General features: G+C 50.3%; 17 protein-coding genes. 4 read left to right on the top strand and 13 right to left on the bottom strand.

All coding sequences use genetic code 11. The features are described 5' to 3' along the window. Nucleotides 1-60: 60 nt before the first annotated feature. The gene (locus tag F3J37_RS03035) at nucleotides 61-1572 is read right to left on the bottom strand and encodes an anion permease (protein ID WP_034821926.1); all 1512 of its coding nucleotides are present in this window, start codon (nucleotides 1570-1572) and stop codon (nucleotides 61-63) included. Between the two features lie 606 nt (nucleotides 1573-2178). Between F3J37_RS03035 and F3J37_RS03030 the strand changes: the two genes are divergently transcribed. Continuing rightward, entirely contained in the window at nucleotides 2179-4959 is a 2781-nt protein-coding gene (locus F3J37_RS03030; protein ID WP_034821924.1) for a flavocytochrome c, read from the top strand. A gap of 133 nt (nucleotides 4960-5092) precedes the next feature. Further along, entirely contained in the window at nucleotides 5093-6052 is a 960-nt protein-coding gene (locus tag F3J37_RS03025) for an FAD:protein FMN transferase (protein ID WP_166932028.1), read from the top strand. On the opposite strand, the gene dcuR is transcribed toward F3J37_RS03025, so the two are convergent. The 4 genes from dcuR to F3J37_RS03005 form a co-directional block, all read right to left on the bottom strand. Continuing rightward, nucleotides 6046-6765, bottom strand: coding sequence for a two-component system response regulator DcuR (gene dcuR, locus F3J37_RS03020; RefSeq protein ID WP_034821922.1), 720 nt, complete (start codon nucleotides 6763-6765; stop codon nucleotides 6046-6048). The genes F3J37_RS03025 and dcuR overlap by 7 nt on opposite strands. Then, nucleotides 6762-8393, bottom strand: coding sequence for a sensor histidine kinase (locus tag F3J37_RS03015; RefSeq protein WP_034821920.1), 1632 nt, complete (start codon nucleotides 8391-8393; stop codon nucleotides 6762-6764). The genes dcuR and F3J37_RS03015 overlap by 4 nt, the downstream gene beginning before the upstream one ends. A 130-nt stretch (nucleotides 8394-8523) precedes the next feature. Then, nucleotides 8524-9060, bottom strand: a complete 537-nt coding sequence (msrA, locus tag F3J37_RS03010) for a peptide-methionine (S)-S-oxide reductase MsrA (protein WP_039334791.1) — start codon at nucleotides 9058-9060, stop codon at nucleotides 8524-8526. Nucleotides 9061-9124: 64 nt separating this feature from the next. Next, the gene (locus tag F3J37_RS03005) at nucleotides 9125-9691 is read right to left on the bottom strand and encodes a flavin reductase family protein (protein ID WP_205298841.1); all 567 of its coding nucleotides are present in this window, start codon (nucleotides 9689-9691) and stop codon (nucleotides 9125-9127) included. Between the two features lie 106 nt (nucleotides 9692-9797). Here F3J37_RS03005 and F3J37_RS03000 point away from each other — a divergent pair, with 106 nt between their 5' ends. Further along, the gene (locus F3J37_RS03000; RefSeq protein ID WP_166931750.1) at nucleotides 9798-10301 is read left to right on the top strand and encodes a P-loop nucleotide/nucleoside kinase family protein; all 504 of its coding nucleotides are present in this window, start codon (nucleotides 9798-9800) and stop codon (nucleotides 10299-10301) included. Nucleotides 10302-10365: 64 nt separating this feature from the next. Here the strand turns inward: F3J37_RS03000 and F3J37_RS02995 are convergent, their stop codons facing one another. Beyond that, on the bottom strand, nucleotides 10366-10749 hold the full coding sequence (locus F3J37_RS02995; RefSeq protein ID WP_166931748.1) for a hypothetical protein: 384 nt from the start codon (nucleotides 10747-10749) through the stop codon (nucleotides 10366-10368). Nucleotides 10750-10862: 113 nt separating this feature from the next. Then, nucleotides 10863-11255 carry a VOC family protein gene (locus F3J37_RS02990; RefSeq protein WP_166931745.1) on the bottom strand — a complete coding sequence of 131 codons (393 nt, stop codon included), beginning with the start codon at nucleotides 11253-11255 and terminating at the stop codon, nucleotides 10863-10865. A gap of 399 nt (nucleotides 11256-11654) precedes the next feature. On the opposite strand from F3J37_RS02990, the gene F3J37_RS02985 reads away from it, so the two are divergent. Further along, nucleotides 11655-12599, top strand: a complete 945-nt coding sequence (locus F3J37_RS02985; RefSeq protein ID WP_166931743.1) for a GIY-YIG nuclease family protein — start codon at nucleotides 11655-11657, stop codon at nucleotides 12597-12599. Nucleotides 12600-12744: 145 nt separating this feature from the next. On the opposite strand, the gene F3J37_RS02980 is transcribed toward F3J37_RS02985, so the two are convergent. From F3J37_RS02980 to F3J37_RS02955, 6 genes are all read right to left on the bottom strand, one after another. Further along, nucleotides 12745-13485 carry an SDR family oxidoreductase gene (locus F3J37_RS02980; RefSeq protein WP_166931740.1) on the bottom strand — a complete coding sequence of 247 codons (741 nt, stop codon included), beginning with the start codon at nucleotides 13483-13485 and terminating at the stop codon, nucleotides 12745-12747. A 392-nt stretch (nucleotides 13486-13877) separates the two neighbouring features. Then, a complete protein-coding gene (locus tag F3J37_RS02975) occupies nucleotides 13878-14162 on the bottom strand; it encodes a biofilm development regulator YmgB/AriR family protein (RefSeq protein ID WP_166931738.1) in 285 nt (94 codons plus the stop codon). A 479-nt stretch (nucleotides 14163-14641) separates the two neighbouring features. After that, nucleotides 14642-14902, bottom strand: a complete 261-nt coding sequence (locus tag F3J37_RS02970; protein WP_166931735.1) for a hypothetical protein — start codon at nucleotides 14900-14902, stop codon at nucleotides 14642-14644. 324 nt (nucleotides 14903-15226) lie between these two features. Further along, nucleotides 15227-15664, bottom strand: coding sequence for an L-alanine exporter AlaE (gene alaE, locus F3J37_RS02965; protein WP_166931731.1), 438 nt, complete (start codon nucleotides 15662-15664; stop codon nucleotides 15227-15229). A 430-nt stretch (nucleotides 15665-16094) separates the two neighbouring features. Next, nucleotides 16095-16631: a hypothetical protein gene (locus F3J37_RS02960; protein ID WP_166931728.1), complete on the bottom strand. Its 537-nt coding sequence runs from the start codon at nucleotides 16629-16631 to the stop codon at nucleotides 16095-16097. After that, nucleotides 16597-16779 (bottom strand): hypothetical protein, encoded by a 183-nt coding sequence (locus tag F3J37_RS02955; RefSeq protein ID WP_166931727.1) that lies wholly within the window; start codon nucleotides 16777-16779, stop codon nucleotides 16597-16599. The genes F3J37_RS02960 and F3J37_RS02955 overlap by 35 nt, the downstream gene beginning before the upstream one ends. Nucleotides 16780-17106: the final 327 nt, after the last annotated feature.

The following is a 17106-nucleotide window of genomic DNA, read 5'->3' as shown; positions in this document are numbered from 1 at the left end:
GAGCATCATAACACTTTCACGGTACTGCGCGGCTCCGTTTTTAACATCGGAGCAACATCGTCAGAACATCATCACCATCCACGGGTAGGCGATAACCATCAGAGCAATCAGGAAGATGGCACCAAAGATAGTACCGAGACGCCAGTAATCTTTGGTTGGCAGGTAGCCGCTACCGTAATAAATCGGGCTAGGGCCGGTGCCGTACGGGGTGATAATACCCATCACACCCAGGGACACACACATCATCAGGCAGAACACTGGCATGTTGATGCCCGGAATCGAGGCGGCAATGGTTAGCATCGCTGGTAACAGTGCCGTGGTGTGCGCAGTGGTACTGGCGAACAGGTAGTGCAGTAAGTAGAAGGCCACCAGCAACACCACCGCCGAGACTTGTGGGTCATAACCGTGCAGCAGTTGCGCACCTTCTTTACCCAGCCAGGCGATAAAGCCCACGCGCGCCAGACCATCCGCCAGGGCGACCAGTGTGGCGAACCAGGCAAAGGTATTCCATGCCGCTTTGTTGCTGGTGATATCGTTCCAGTTGAGTACACCGGTCCACAGCATCAGCACGATAACCAGCAGGGCGGCCATCGCTGGCTCAATCCATGCGGCAGCGAAGATCCACATCATCAGTGCTGAGACCACAAACACCAGCAGCAGGATTTCGTTGCGTGACAGCTTGCCGAGCTTCGCCAGTTCAGCGGTCGCCCAACGTGGCACTTCGTCATTAACCTTCACTTCCGGCGGATAGAGCCAGTAAGCCAGCAGCGGCATGGTGAGAATCAACAGCACACCGAGCGGCAGGAAAGCGAGGAACCACATGCCCCAGGAGATTTCGAAGCCCACCACGCTTTTTACCAGCGCCAGCGCCAGCAGGTTCGGTGCCAGTGCAGAGAGGAACATTGAACTGGTGATACAGGCGGCGGTGATCGCCACCCACATCAGGTAAGAACCAATCTTACGTGCGCTCGGGTCATTCGGTTTGGAACCGTACAGCGGCGGCAGGTTGGCGATGATCGGGTAGATGGTCCCGCCGCTGCGCGCGGTGTTAGAAGGCGTAAACGGTGCCAGTAACAGGTCAGCGAAGGTGATGGCGTAACCGAGTGTCAGGCTGCGACGGCCGAGATACTTCACCAGAATCAGCGCCAGGCGGCGACCGAACTGGGTTTTATCGTAGCCGGCGGCAAACATAAAGGCACCGAAGATCAGCCAGACGGTGGAGTTGCCGAAGCCACTCACTGCCCATTTGAACGACTGCGCGGCGGTTTTGAACTTGGGATCAGCCAGCTCGGCCGGGCTAAACAGCACCCACTGGCTGAACAGCGCAATCACCACCACGCCGGTGAGGCCGATAACGGCACCGGGCAGCGGTTCAAAGATCAGCCCGACAATCACACCGACAAAGATAGCGAAGAAGTGCCATGCATAGGGTTCCAGCCCGGCAGGGGTCGGGACCAGCAGCAACAGCACCGCCACAATGATCGGCAGGCACAACATAATCAGGCGATTCTTTTTCCCCGGCGCCGCAGGAGGCACTACGGGGGAGGCACTCTGGGTTGTTTGTGTGTTCATAGTTTTGTCTGCAAGTTAGGAAGAATGCGATTGATTGTCACGAACACACTGTTCTTTTGGTTTCAACATGCGTGCAGCAGATGAGTCGTGACAATTTAAATTTTGTTCTTTGATGAAACTTTGCTTTGCAAATTCGATACGCGAATTATCAATTGAATGCAGCTAAGATGCGATTAATTAAAATATCTCCTTTGATCTAGATCAATAAAAAATATGCACTGTTTTTTAATTTTTATCTTTTGCTTTTTATTTAACTTTCTGTCTGCTGTGGATTAAACGCTACAAACTATCGAAACGCGAAAAATCGAGCAAAATGAGGCGGGATAGAGGCTTTTATCTTTATGATAGTACTACATTTGTTTTAAATGTAAGGAAAAAGTTGATTTTTGTCAAGTCTTGGTTAAAACTTAGCGGAGCGCCTATTCTGGCAATGAGCATCAAATATCATTTCCAAACGTAAAACTTATATAACTAACTTTCTGGGTTATGTAACTAAATAAAATGGTATATTTACGCCATGAAATCGGACCACTTAAATAATTATAAAGCCGCGCCGAACCGCCAAAGAATTGAATACACAATTTCTTAATTCTGGAGTTGCTCATTATGAATAAGCTCACCCCAATCCTTAACCCGCTAACGCTGCCGAAAGGTGCGGTGCTGAAAAACCGTCTGGTGATGGCCCCGATGACCACCTGTACCGGCTATTTTGACGGCGGTGTCACCAGCGATTTGGTCGAGTATTACCGCGTACGTGCGGGCAGTATCGGTACGGTGATTGTCGAATGCTGCTTTATTGATAACCGTGGCCCGGCTTTCCCTGGCGCGTTGGGTATCGACAGCGACAACAAAATTGCCGGGCTGGCGAAAATCGCCCATGCGATCAAATCTGAAGGTTCAAAAGCCATTCTGCAGATTTACCACGGTGGCCGCATGGTGGAACCTGCGCTGATTGGCGGTAAAACCCCTGTTGCACCGAGTGCCATTGCTGCACCGCGTGATGGTGCCACTAAGCCGCAAGCGCTGACCGCCGAAGAAGTCGATGTGATGATCACCAAGTTTGGTGATGCGGTGAACCGTGCCATCAAAGCCGGTTTCGATGGCGTCGAAATTCATGGCGCGAACACCTATCTGATTCAGCAGTTCTACTCACCTAACTCCAACCAGCGTGACGACAAATGGGGCGGCAGCCGCGATAACCGCGCACGCTTCCCAATGGAAGTGCTGGAGATCACCCATAAAATGGCCGATCGCTTTGCGGCGGCTGACTTCATCATCGGTTATCGCTTCTCACCGGAAGAGCTGGAAGTTCCCGGTATCCGTTGGGACGACACGATGTATCTGCTGGAAAAACTGGCGGCGCGCGGTCTGGATTACGTGCACTTCTCCGTCGGACAGCTGCTGCGTCCATCGATTGTCGATACCAAAGATCCCACGCCACTGATCACCAAATACCTGGCCGAACGTTCTGCCACGCTGGCGAAAGTGCCGGTGATTGGCGTGGGTGGTGTGGTGAATAAAGAAGATGCCGAGAACGCGCTGGAGCACGGCTTTGATTTGGTGGCGGTCGGCAAAGCCTGCATCGCCTATCCGGACTGGGCCGATCGCATCATCAAAAACGAGCACATGGAGCTCTACATCGACAGCACCAAGCGTGAGGCGCTGACGATTCCAGAACCGCTGTGGCGCTTCTCGCTGGTGGATGCGATGATCCGCGACGTTAGCGATGGCCATCGTAAATACAAAGCCGGAGTTTACCAGGCGAAAGTGGAAGCCGAAGCGCTGAAGCTGAAAATCAACGTCACCCTCGACACGGACCGTATCACCGATATCTCACTGGTGCCGGATCCCAGCCTGGATGTCGACTTTACCAGTACCTTCGAAAGCCTGCGTGAACGCATTCTGGTGGCAAACAGCCCGCACGTCGATGCGATCACCGGTGCGACCACGCAGAGTGAGGCGCTGAAAAAAGCGGTCTCCCGCGCACTGACCACCTCCAGTAAAGAGTATGTGATTGAAGAGGGCGGTAACCCGAACGCACCGGTCAATTATGACGTGGTAGTGGTGGGGACTGGCGGTGCCGGTCTGGCGGCGGCGATTCAGGCGCACGATGACGGCGCACGCGTGGTGATCATCGAGAAGATGCCGACCATTGGCGGTAACACCATCAAAGCCTCGGTGGGCATGAACGCCGCCGAAACCCGCTATCAGAAACTGAAAGGCATCGAAGACAGCAAAGAGCTGTTCTACGAAGAGACGCTGAAGGGCGGTAAATTCAAAAACAACCCGGTGCTGCTGCGCGAGTTTGTTGAGCAGGCGCCGGAAGCGATTGAGTGGCTGGCGGCGAAAAATATCGAGCTGTGCGACATCACCATTACTGGCGGCATGAGCATCGACCGTACGCACCGTCCGGAAGACCGTTCTGCCGTCGGTGGCTTCCTGATCAGCGGCCTGGTGAAAAACGTCAACCAGCGCGAAATCGAAGTGCTGCTGGAGACTTCAGTTTCAGAGATCCTGGTGGAAAACGGTGCCGTTACCGGCGTCAAAGTGGTGGATGAGTACAATGACAGCCGCATTCTTAATGCGAAAAGCGTGATTGTCGCCACCGGCGGTTTCAGTGCTAACCGCGAAATGGTGGTGAAATATCGCCCGGAACTGGATGGCTTCGTCACCACCAACCACAAAGGTGCCACCGGTAGCGGTATCGCCATGCTGCAAAAAATCGGTGCGGATACCGTGGATATGGGTGAGATCCAGATTCACCCAACGGTTGAACAGACTACGTCTTATCTGATCTCCGAAGCGATGCGTGGCGGCGGGGCGATTCTGGTCAGCCAGGCGGGTCATCGTTTCTACAATGAGATGGAAACCCGTGACAAAGTCTCTGCTGAGATCATCGCACTGCCAGAGAAAAGCGCATGGATCGTGTTTGATGAGCAGGTGCGTGCCAACAACAAAGCGGCCGACGAGTATATCGCCAAAGGCTTTGTGATTAGCGCACCAACCCCGCACGAGCTGGCGGTGAAACTCAACATGGATCAGGAAGCGCTGCAGACCACACTCGGTCGTTACAACGAGTTTGTGGCGAAACAGGATGATGAAGACTTCGGTCGTAAGACGGCGCTGCGTCACCCGCTGAATAAAGGCCCGTACTTCGCCATCCGTATCGCCCCGGGGGTGCACCACACCATGGGCGGCGTCACCATCAACACCGATACTGCGGTGCTGGATGCGCAGAAACAGGTGATTCCGGGTGCCTGGGCTGCTGGTGAAGTGGTCGGCGGTATCCACGGTGCGAACCGTATCGGTGGTAACGCGGTAGCGGATATCATCATCTTCGGTATCAAGGCCGGTCACAATGCGGCTAAACTGGCGTTAGGAAACTAATTAACGTTAATTACCCAAAATATTGCGTACCAGAGTAAAGCGTTAAGGGTGAATCCCAATGACTGGCAGCGGTCGGTCATTGGGTTATCGACACAACCCACTGGCGCGCAGTATGGCGGGTAAACGAGGCTCTATGACCGAAGGCGTCTACTCTTACTCCGCTGTTCTGATGGGTTCGCCCATTCTGCTCAAACTGTTCGACGATAACCCCACCTTAGCCCGTCAGGTCTTTCAACTTATCAAGCAGCAGGAAAACCTGTTCACCGTCAATCGTGCCGAATCCGAAGTGATGTCGATCAACCAGGCAGCGGGTCGCCATGCAGTGCGCGTCAGTGAGGCGGTGTTCCGACTGATCAGCGTGGCACATGCCGTCAGTGTGTCACCCGGCAGCGCTTTTAACTTCACCATCGGTCCGGTGGTCAAATGCTGGAAGATTGGTTTTCAGGGGCGTGCCGTGCCTCCCGCCAATGAGATTGCCGCACTGTTGCCGCTCACCGATCCACATCAGGTGATCCTCAACGAAGAAGAGCGTTCGGTGTTCCTGCAACAGCCGGGCATGGAGATCGATCTCGGGGCCATCGCCAAAGGGTATATCGCGGATGTGGTGCAGGCGTTTTTACGCCAGCAGGGCGTGCCGCAGGCGCTGATCAATCTCGGGGGCAATGTGCAGACCCTCGGCGCACCGCCGCATGAGCCACAAGGCTGGAGCATCGGCCTGAAAAAGCCGTTTGGACGCGAGAATGAACTGCTGGGTGTGCTGCAGGTGCAGGGGAAATCGGTGGTGACATCGGGGATTTACGAGCGCTATTTCGAACTGGACGGCAAGTGCTGGCACCACATCTTTGATCCCCACACCGGCTATCCGCTGGATAACGAGCTGCTGAGCGTGACGGTAATTTCTGACCGCTCACTGGATGGTGACATCTACACGACGCTGCTGTACGGCATGGGCGTGGAGCAGGGGCTGGCTTATCTGGCCGACCAGCCCGATCTGGATGCGGTGTTTGTGACGCGCGATCGACAGATCATCTGCTCTTCACCGCGCCACTTCCAGTTCCAGCAGCGCGATTTCGCCTGGCAGCTGCGTTACTGACAGTATTGCTGCAACAGCGAATGGTATTCCGGCTGTAAACGATAGCGATACACCGGACGCCCGGTTGCGCCATAGTGAATGCTGGTGAACAGAATATTAATCTGCGCCAGCCAGATCAGATACTTACGGCACGACACGCGCGAAATATTCACCTCCGCCGCCAGCTCATCGGTGGAAAACTCGTGACCGGGATGGGCATCAATCCACTGACACAAGGTGCGCAGCGTCTGCGGCGTTAAACCCTTCGGCAGGCGTTTGTTGTCATGCTGCGTGGCGGGGTTGCCATGGATCAACAGATCGACATCAGACTGCTGATAGTAGTGCTGATTATCCATCAGCGACTTCTTCTGCCGCCAGCTGGTGAGCGCCTCTTCAAAACGTGGGAACTGGAACGGCTTAATCAAATAATCCACCACGCCGTAGTGCAGCGAAGTTTTGATGTTTTCGGCATCGGCAGCGGATGAAATGATGATCACCTCTACCGAACTCTGGGCTTTGCGCAGTTCCGGCAACAGATCGAGGCCATTCTCTTGCTGCATGTAGATATCCAGCAGCACCAAATCAATCGGGGTGTCGCTGTTGAACAGAATCTCTTTGGCTTGCTTCAGGGTCGAAGCGGTTCCACAGCAGTGAAAGCCCTGAACCTGACCGATAAACGAGCGGTTCAGCTCAGCGACCATGGCGTCATCATCGACCACTAACACATTGATCATGCGGATTGGTTTCCTCCATCCCAGGGAAGTTGTACTAAAAATTGGGTAAATACGCCGGGTTCTGACTCAACGGTCACGCCGCCACCGAGGTTTTCCGTTTGCTGTTTCAGCAGGAACAGGCCGACGCCACGGTTCTCTCCTTTAGTGGAGAACCCTTTATCAAAAATTGTCGCCAGATTGGCCGGCTCAATGCCGGGACCATCGTCACTCACTTCGCACGCCAGCCAGCCGTTCTGATAGTGCAGCATCACGTGGATCTCGCCTTCGGTCTGCTCGCTGAGCGCATCGATGGCGTTCTCCACCAGATTACCGACCACGGTGATCAGGGCCGCCATCTGGTCTTCGTTACCGCTGTCGGGCACATAGCTGGCATCGCTGATGGTCAGGCGATGACCGCAATCCGAAGCGCGATTGATCTTGCTCAGCAGGAAACCGGCAATCACCGGTGACTTGATGCGATCGAGCAAATAGCCAATTTCAGTCTGGTAATTATTGGCGGTTTTCAAAATATACGCTTCCACTTGCGCATAGTTTTTCATGTGCAGCAGGCCGAGGATCACGTGCAGCTTGTTCATGAACTCGTGCGAGCGCTCCCGCAACGCATCGACGTAGTTTACCATGCCCGTCAGACGCTGCATCAGTCGGCTGATTTCGGTCTTGTCCCTGAAAGTACAGACCGCGCCAATAATGCGTCCCTGGCTGCGCACTGGCACCGTATTGCACAACAGCAAGCGACCATTCACATTCAGCTCTTCATCACGACGCGCACGGCCGCTGTGCAGCACATCTCGCAGATGTTGGTTAATCACCGAGGCATCATCAATGCCCTCGTTATCAATCATACCGCTGGACGACGGCTCATTAAGCAGGGTGCGCGCGGCCTGATTCACCAGCGTCACCTGAGCCTGATCGTCCATCGCCACCACGCCCTCTTTGACCGAGTTGAGAATTGCCTGACGCTGCTCAAACAGAGTGGAAATCTCGTAGGGTTCGAGGCCGAACAAGATGCGCTTCAGCACGCGCACCAGCACCAGGGTGCCAATCGCGCCTGCCAGCGTACCAATCAGGATGGTCCAGATAATGCTCCAGCGGCTTTCGTTGATCTGATCGGTCACGGCATCAAGGGAAATACCGATCGCCACTACGCCGATCTGCCGATCCTCCGCGTTATACACCGGAGTAAACACGCGCAGCGCTTTTGCTAAAGAACCTTTGTTCACCGAGACGTTTTCATGGCCGCGCAGGGCAGGCCCAATGTCCTCGCCGATAAAGTGCTTACCGACCAGTTCCGGATTGCGATGAGAATAGCGGATACCGTCCATATTGGTGACGGTAATAAACAGCAGATTGTTGCTCTCTTCCACGGCTTTCGCGATGGGCTGAATATTGGCATTGGCTACCGGTTGCGTCAGCGCCTGCTGAATCTCCGGCGATCTTGCCAGCGTGCGGGCCACCGCCATGGCTTTATCTTCCAGCTGGGCGCGGGTTGAGGCACCAATCTGGAAGAAATAGAACATGTGCACACTCAGCAGCACCAGCACGATCACCGCGCTGAGCATCAGCGTCACCAGCGTGTTGAGTTTCATGGGCCGCTTGCGCGCGGGGATTGCGGGTTGAGGCGTGGTCATCATCGCTCCCTGAAGAGAAGAGGGCGCTATTATGACGCTTTAATGCAAAAAGGTCGTCATAAATGACGACCTTTGATGGTGATAAGCAGACTGGATGCGGCGTGCAGAGGCCGCATCTTAGGGGGCTGGATTAGCCCTGCTTCACGCGGTTGGCAAAGCTCTTACGCAGCTTCTGCAGTTTCGGTGGAATCACCGCCATGCAGTAGCCGTTACGCTGGCCGGCGCCATCCCAGTAATCCTGATGATAATCTTCTGCCGGATACCACTCTTTCAGCGGCTCGATGGTGGTCACCACCGGCACGTTGAGATCGGCTTGCGCACGCGCAATGGCGGCAATCGCTTCGGCTTCCTGCTCTGGATTCGCCGGGAAGATCGCTGAACGATACTGGGTACCGACGTCGTTGCCCTGACGGTTCAGCTGCGTTGGATCGTGCGTCGCAAAGCTGATATCCAGCAGGTCGCCATATTTCACTTGCTCGGGATCGAAACCGACGCGGATCGCTTCGGCGTGGCCGGTGGCACCGCTGCACACCTGCTCATAGGTTGGGTTCGGGCGCTCCCCGCCGGTATACCCACTTTCGACTGACTCCACGCCAATCACATCTTTGAACACTGCTTCGGTACACCAGAAACAGCCACCGGCGATCACCGCATATTCGGTTGCCATTGTTATTACTCCTGTCAGGTCGAAAGCGTTACTGTGAGGGCGCTCGAAGGTGAATTCAAGCCGCCTAAATTAACATTTCTGGCTTAAAATCATGGTGCTTGTCGAGCACGCTATTGCTCATTACGGTAAAACGTCCTTCGCCAGTGTAGTGCAGCGTCGGCGGAAATTCCGGTTTATCGGCCACGTGCGCTTTAACGATTTCGAAAATATAGAAGCCGTAGTTATTCACCATCGAATCGTCATACAGCTGACACTCAAAGCTGGCGAAGCACTCATCGATCAGCGGCGCATTCACCACTTTTGCCGGTTCTGGCGTGAGGTGAAAGGCATCGAACTTATCGAGGCGATCGCCATGGCAGTTACCAATCGCCACCACGCTATCCACCAAATCCGCCGAGGGGATGTTCATCACGCACTGTCCGCTTTGCCGAATCAGCTCATGGCTGTAGTTGCCGTTGGCGATCATGCAGCCCACCAGTGACGGCGAGAACTCCAGAATGGTGTGCCAGCCGAGCGTCATGATGTCGTGGTGATCTTCAAATTGCGAACTCAGCAACACCACCGGACCGGGTTCCAGATACTTCCGCGCCTTGCTGACCGGAAAGTCGATTTTATGCAGGCGTTGACTCATCATGCGTCTCCTTATTTTTGCAGAGATAGCGTAAGTGTAGATGCCAGGCTTTACTGGACCGGCATTTAACGGCATGGTAGAGCGTCATTTTATCTGGAGCTGGCTAATGGAATCTGCGTCTGTGTCCACATCTCGTCCTGTTTTGCATCTGCTGTGCGGTAAAATCGCTGCCGGAAAATCAACGCTGGCACATCAACTGGCCCAACAAACTGGCGCGGTGATTATCAGCGAAGACGCCTGGCTGGCACATTTGTTCGCCGAAGAGATGCAGGATGTTGCGGACTACGTCCGTTGTGCGGGCAAATTACGCAATGCGATGACGCCACATCTGATCGCACTGTTACAGCGCGGTGTGTCGGTGGTGCTGGATTTCCCGGCGAACACCGTCGGCCAACGTCAGTGGATGAAGGCGGTGATCCAGAGTGCTCAGGCGGAGCATCAACTGCACTTTATCGATGTGCCGGATGCGGTGTGCAAAACCCGTTTGCATGCGCGCAACGCAGAAGGTGAGCATGACTTCGCGGCCACCGATGCGCAGTTCGAGGTGATCAGCAGCTACTTCGTCGCACCGCATGCGGATGAAGGGTTTAATGTGGTGGTGCACGGTTAAGAGTGAAGATGACTGGATTGATATTTGTTCCAGTCATCTAATATTGGCCCCTCAAAGTTTCCGGCTATTTATTGAGATGATTGATAATTCTTTTGAGGGTGTTATAGGGGCCTTCAAGCGTGATGTCATTGCCATCGTTACTTATATAAATACGCTGAGATTTGAATCTTCGGTATTTCGCTATCTGCAGCTCATAATAACCTTGCTCAGTTTGCTGGTAATGGTATTTCTCCAGAACTGAATCCAGGTCGCTTTGGCGAATGGGGGTCTTAAACGTAAGCCACGCAATATTGGTAAACCAAAAGCTTGCTGCAAGCCCGCATAGCATACCGGTAAAGCCGCCGGTGATATTACCATGAGTTAATTGGGGTAATAGCCATTTGATCACGGCTGAGAAGAATAGGCCGATGAGAATAAAAATGCAATTCTGAAACTGTCCTTTTGCCATTGCTTTGCCAAGCTAAGGCGATGAAGCGAGTAGTGAAATTTCAATTTTTGATTCCTTTCAAAATGTTAGTCCGTTATTGATTGTAGCGTTATTCATTCCTGACTGGCGAATCATTATCCCGCGTTTTCCAATATCTGTTTTGCCTGCGTATATTCCCAGGACGTTATTTCAATCTTGTTGCCACTGAGATCGCTGAAGTACAGGGACATAGAGACATCGTGATCACTGACGGTATAGGCGATTTTGTTGAACTTTAGGGTAGGTATCAGTTCGAGAAATGCTGACGCCTGCACGGCAAAAGCCATGGTATGGCCCGGGTGCTGGGATTTTCTCAGGAAGAGGGAAAGCGATGCGCCACTATTTCTGATGACCAGCGGCCCTCCTTGTTCAAACCAGAAGTACAGCAAGCTATCGCGGGTGAAGCCAAGGATTTCCTGATACCAGCGTTCTGCTTTTTCTATATCGTCAACGTAGACGTGGATATGGTCGATTTTGGTTATGTTCATGGTAGGTGCTCCATATTTGTGCTTAAGAGATGTTTGCTGAAGAATTTGCGAGATACAACCGACTGAGCACAGCACAACACGGGATTTACCATAATGTTTTGGGGGTGTATTTTTGTTGCTAAGCCGGCGACTGACTTGGGGTGGATTGGTAGTGAAGGTCGTTTGTGAGCGAACATCGGACATTGCTAACAGCATTCTGTGTGAATCAACAGGGAGCAGGTCATTTTAATCAACAACGATATATTTTCTCCACATGCACGTCCAAGTACATTGCGCCACCACACTATATGATCGCTAACGATGGCAAGAATAATTATATAAGTCTTGCTCTCTTAGTTCTTGAACTAATTTGTTGAACTTTCACAAAAATAATGATAAATAAAAAAAGTGGCAGTAATAATGGATTTAATTATGGAATGGAGATTTTTAGGTTCTATATCAGAGGCCAAGAAATCTGGCTGTAGCGGAGTTTATCTTATTGTCCATAAAGGACTTTTCAATCGTGTGGTTTACGTTGGGGTAAGTTGTAATGTAGGTAGAAGGATAAACGAACATTACGACGGATATCTGAGAGGAAACCGAACAATTTACGATGCGGGTCACGAGGACGACGTGTATCGCTTCATGTCGGCTTATAAAATTCATAACCACACAAAACACTATCAAGCCTTGGCTAAGGATTATAAGATATGGGCATCAACAACATTGCCTTCTGATTTGCCGAAGAACATTTTAGCAAAAAGCCAAATCTTTGATACTGACTGGCAGAAAATTGCATTGGAAAAATATATTCCTCAACTCGTAGTGTGGGCCCTTCCAATGGCAAGGTACTGTTATTCAAATGCAAGCAGAATTGAAAGTGCAATTCAATTAAAGCTCATTAATTCTTTTGATTTGAGAGGTTTTTTCAATATAAAACAACTAAGCATATTGGGTAAAATTGAACATCCATATATGGAAAAGGTCAAGGTTTTTATTATTGATACGCCTGATTTAGATCCGGCATCCAAACTTATTTTTAGCAACCTGTATAACAAAAAAACTGATGACAATTTCTGTAAAGAGTTCCGTTCGCAGTTTAAAAGCGAAATTTTTCAGAGGGAAAGTGAAACTCAGAGAAAGCGAGCTATCAGGGAGGATAAGGTCTCTCTGTATGAAAATTTTGGCAAGCCCTGGACTTTAAAGGAAATGGAAAAACTTAGAGTCATGCTTGTCGATTTTGAATTGTCCCCGACAGAAATATCTGAGTATCTAGGAAGAGAGCCTCGCTCTATCTCTAAAAAAATAAGCGAAAATGATAAAGTTACTAATCGTAAATGGCGAGAGAGCGTTGGCTGGTTGTGACGTTACGTTTTGATTGAAACAATCCCATTTTGCAATGGTCCGCTCCTGGCACGGAGCAGACTTGCCGCAGGGCGAGATCCACTGTGAGCGAACAGCAGACTTTATTGAATCTACTCGATAGATTTCATAATTCCTTATAGACACATCAGTAATGTACCAGCCCGCCATCTACAGCATACTGGCTGCCAGTAACATAGGATGCGTCATCTGACAGGAGGAATAATGCAACCGCAGCGGCTTCTTCTGCTGTGCCTGCGCGACCTAAAGAAACCTGGCTTACCACAAAATCTTCAAACTGCTGACGCGACTCCTCTGGCATAAAGTGCCTGAAATTAGTTTCAATTGGGCCTGGCACCAAAGTGTTGGCGCGAATGCCTCGTTCGGCCAGTGCAGATGCCCAGCTTTTGACCATAGCGATAACGGCGCCTTTCGTCGCTGCATACAGGCTTGTCATAGCCGCACCTTCATAAGCCGAAGAGGACGAAGTAACCAGAACGGATGCACCTGAATTAAGTGATTTTGATAGGGCGGCAAGCTGTAGCATCGGGCCGCGCACATTTGCGTTCATCATGCGATTAAAAGAATCCGCCGTTACAGATTCCGGAGAGCTGACCTCCGCGAAGCCAGCATTGAGCCATAATCCATCAAGTGAACCCCAATCGCTAATAGCTTCCTTTAGCGCATTGATGTCAACTTCGCTCGCAGAGTCACTTTTCAAAATAAGCGATGTTTTAGGCAGTAGAGTACGGGTGCGTTCCAGTCTTTCTTCACTCAGTCCTGTAATGGCTACATCACCACCTTCAGTGATAATGCGCAGCGCGCCTGCCAGTCCCATGCCACTTGTACCACCAGTGATCAGTATACGTTTACCCTGAAACCTGCCCATGCTTAGTCCTTTTTTTGGCTGAGGAATGAGCATTTACCTTACGTAAACAAAACACTGTTCGTCATCTATTTCATTACGCAACTAAGGCATTGCTGATTGCACTACAGCTTCTGGTACGGAATGGACCCACTGGCGAGATGTCAGGCCGGCTTTGAGCGTGAAGCAGATCTTGCCTTTCCGGCGCGAACAGCGTCGAAATTTGCAGGCGCCTAATATGGCCTCACTAAATAAGGTGACAGAAAATCCTCCACTTCGTGTTTGTCGATACCTGGCGTATAGCTGATACCTGCATTCTTTAAAATATTGAGTGCTTCCCGTCTGTTTCATGGATCTGGGGCTTCTGTAGCAACAATATCAATGGTCGAGGATGTGCTTAGTCTTTATAAACACGTTTACCAGTTAAAGTATGCCCAGCGTTCTTCTTCACCGGGAGTCATCCCGACCACGATTTTTAGGGCGTTGAGTAACAGATCGATTTGCACGGGATCAGAGGCCTTCTGCACTTCAGTGATCAATTGCAAAATAACGGCGCCGTTGGTGACTCTCATGCCACGTTGGGTGATTTCACCCGCGGCTGCTTCAATTACAACGGTTTCAGCAGTGGCTTTATCGCGAAGCGCATCTAAGTGAAGGAAAGACTTCGCGCTATTAGTTGACTGTTGTGCGCTCTGATACATGATTTTATCCCTTATGTCCGCTACTCAAACGTCATGATGGTCAGGCTGTAACGTATAAAAATCGCAATCTATTAGTAGAGTGCGGATTTTGTACAGGGTGGTATTTCGAGTGATATCGAAACCACAGATGAATTAAATTTAGCGCATTTTGTCAAAATTGGGAGGACGGTGATCACCAAAAACCGTTCTGGCATCGTCCATAAATCTTATTAGACCAATTTATGCTCAAATTCATCTTCGATGTTTGCGGTTTTTATGCGGGGATGGTTTACGTGGAGTGTGTTATCAGCTTATGCGTGATAACTCAGTTGCTTCGCCAGTGGTGTAGCGAAAGACTGATTCTGGCAACTCATTTTGAGAGTGTCGTCCCTGACAGTGTCTCCGGCCGGTATACACTCACGTGTAACCGATGAGGTTATCCGCTTCGTCGTCTCCCGGCCGGAACCGGATTACGTCCTTTGGCTTCAGTTCATTTATCGTTAATTCAGTTCATTGTTCAGGCTAACTAAGGTCTGCAAATAAGGTATTTGCTCCTCGGCGACTGAAGACGACTCAAAGCTCATTAACCAGTTTCTGGCTTTAGCGATTTGAGTCAAGCGGTCAATATTATTCTCTGATTTAGACATCAAACCAAGCTGTGAAAAAAGGTTTGCAATACTGATTTCCTTTCGACATAGAGCAAGGCTTAATGCGGCTTCACCAATGATAATATGGATTTTTTCATGATCTTGAAATAACACTGAAAATCCTCCATCAGATCGAATTAATGACAACCTCAATTTAAACTTAGAAGCTATTTTCAATATTGCATTACGACTCGTCTTAATAATGTCATGGTGTGGATTTTCATGATCAATAAAAGCGGAGCCTTTAAATATTCAATCTGGCGTTTCCATCATGCGGAATGGGGGTTGTTCATTTTTAATACAGCGTGAGGCACGGGCTTTAATGATTTTATAAAAAAAGGATTATTTATGTGGGAAAAGTGCCTGTTCATCAAAAGGTTAACACACCCTTTCACAGGCTATTCGAATCATTTTTGTTCGCTTCCGGTTGAAAATCATTTAGCTATCCAATGACATCGGCTTTTCTCCACCCGGCGGCAAACCAAACACTCCTCGCACCCAATTTAGAAACGCGCCATAAGGTCTTCCCAAACACAGCATCATCAACGCAGCACCGAGCGTCCCACGCACCAGTCCACTGCCCGATGCACCGCTAAAAGCAATGATTGCTGCATAGATGGGCACCTGAAAACTCACCAGCGCGACACTGTCCCACAGCAGTTTCGAAACCCGGCCCGATCCCGCACGCTGCATTACCCAATCGCGCCACAAGCCATAAGGGCGGGCAACCGGCACCATCAAAACGGCACCAATCAAACGGGCATGTAGCACCTGATCCCACGCCATGCCGGCGATCCATCGTTCATTAATCATGCCCGTCGTGGTGAAAAATAAAATCAGTGCAGTGGTATCCGCCATAAAGGCCGTTCGGCGCATGCGCTGGTCTTGAGGTTGAGGCAAAGTGCACTTCCTATTTTGACGTGACGAAGTAAGTATGATGCGCAGACGGCATAGCATGATGAAGTAGACTGGCGCATCCATACCGCATTAAAGATAGCTAAAAAGAGGGTGAACTGCTCCCCGTTGATTAATACATTGCGGTATATTAATCAACGGGGAGAAGGTCAGAACCGCCTGAAATTATTTGTGAGTATCAGCTTCTGCCGGGGTTCGCTTATGGACATGGAGTGCGGATGATAGTTGATGCTGAGGCGTTGAGCCAAGAGGTTATAGAAGCGGTAACTGCGGATTTTCTTGGGGTGAGGTTATAGTCATCCCAATCGCATTATCGGATACTTAATTCAATTGCATAGAGATGCAGATAATCCCCTATTCAAAACTAAGGCTTCAGCCATATTTACGAGTTTCAAGATGCAGTCGGGTCGTCAGAGTCCGAGCTATTTATATCCGCAAAATAGTTGAGAATATTGGAATTTTCTTTTCGCTTATCACGCATGTAAGCGGGGATTTTCTTTTCCCAGCTATCACCGAAAAGGGTAGAGTGATCGCTGATTGCGTGGATAACAGCTAACTTGAAACCTTTATCATACCCTGTAGGGGTTGGAATGATTTCATCACGGAAAGATATTACGATTAGGGGATCATTTTTCCATGCTTCAACGCGACCATGAAAAAAACCAAGATACCAGTTTATGCCTGCATCATCCTTCGAATCAGAGGCCTTTACCCTGCTCCATAATCTATCGTCATCATGATCATAGACGACGATACAATTATCATCGTTCCATCTCTGTTGGAGGCGGACTGCGTAATGCAGAATTGACTGACCAGTTTTGACATTAACTTTAGAGATAACGTCATACCCATATTCAAAGTCTTCACTGGCTCTTACAAAATCTTCGCTAAACTCAGCCTTCGTAATATACCTTTTCTCGATCCCCACGGAGCTTCCTGTCATCCTTAGTACGTTTTGAACTCTGAGCAAACATGTTGCGCAACTGCTCAACCTTTTCGTCAACAGTACCATTTATCTGCATGGTTCGAGCATGAAGATTGAGAATGTCAGCATTACTTTGTGGAGTGTGTTTCATTAAGAGCCTCCGTTGATCAATCCGTACAGTATAAACTGTGAGCAATAACAAATATAGCTGAAACTACTGTTGTGCAGGTAGTTAGCAGTTCTAAGCTTACCTGACATTATACAGCTTAGGGCTGTCTGCCTGTCAGATTTGCAGCTGAAGTCCGTTTTGTTGGCTGACAGCATAAGGATATCCCTTTGACAGTAGATAACAGATTGCTGTAGCTGACGATATCAATGTGATGGATCGACATTTGGCGAACCTCAGCAGAATGACAACAGTAGGAAAGCAGAATAAGTAACGTTATGTGATTATTGAGTGTTCGATCTTCAGGATTCA

The organism is Candidatus Pantoea communis (assembly GCF_011752685.1).
GTDB classification, from domain to species: Bacteria; Pseudomonadota; Gammaproteobacteria; order Enterobacterales; family Enterobacteriaceae; genus Pantoea; species Pantoea communis.
This window is presented reverse-complemented; position numbering and strand designations above follow the sequence as displayed.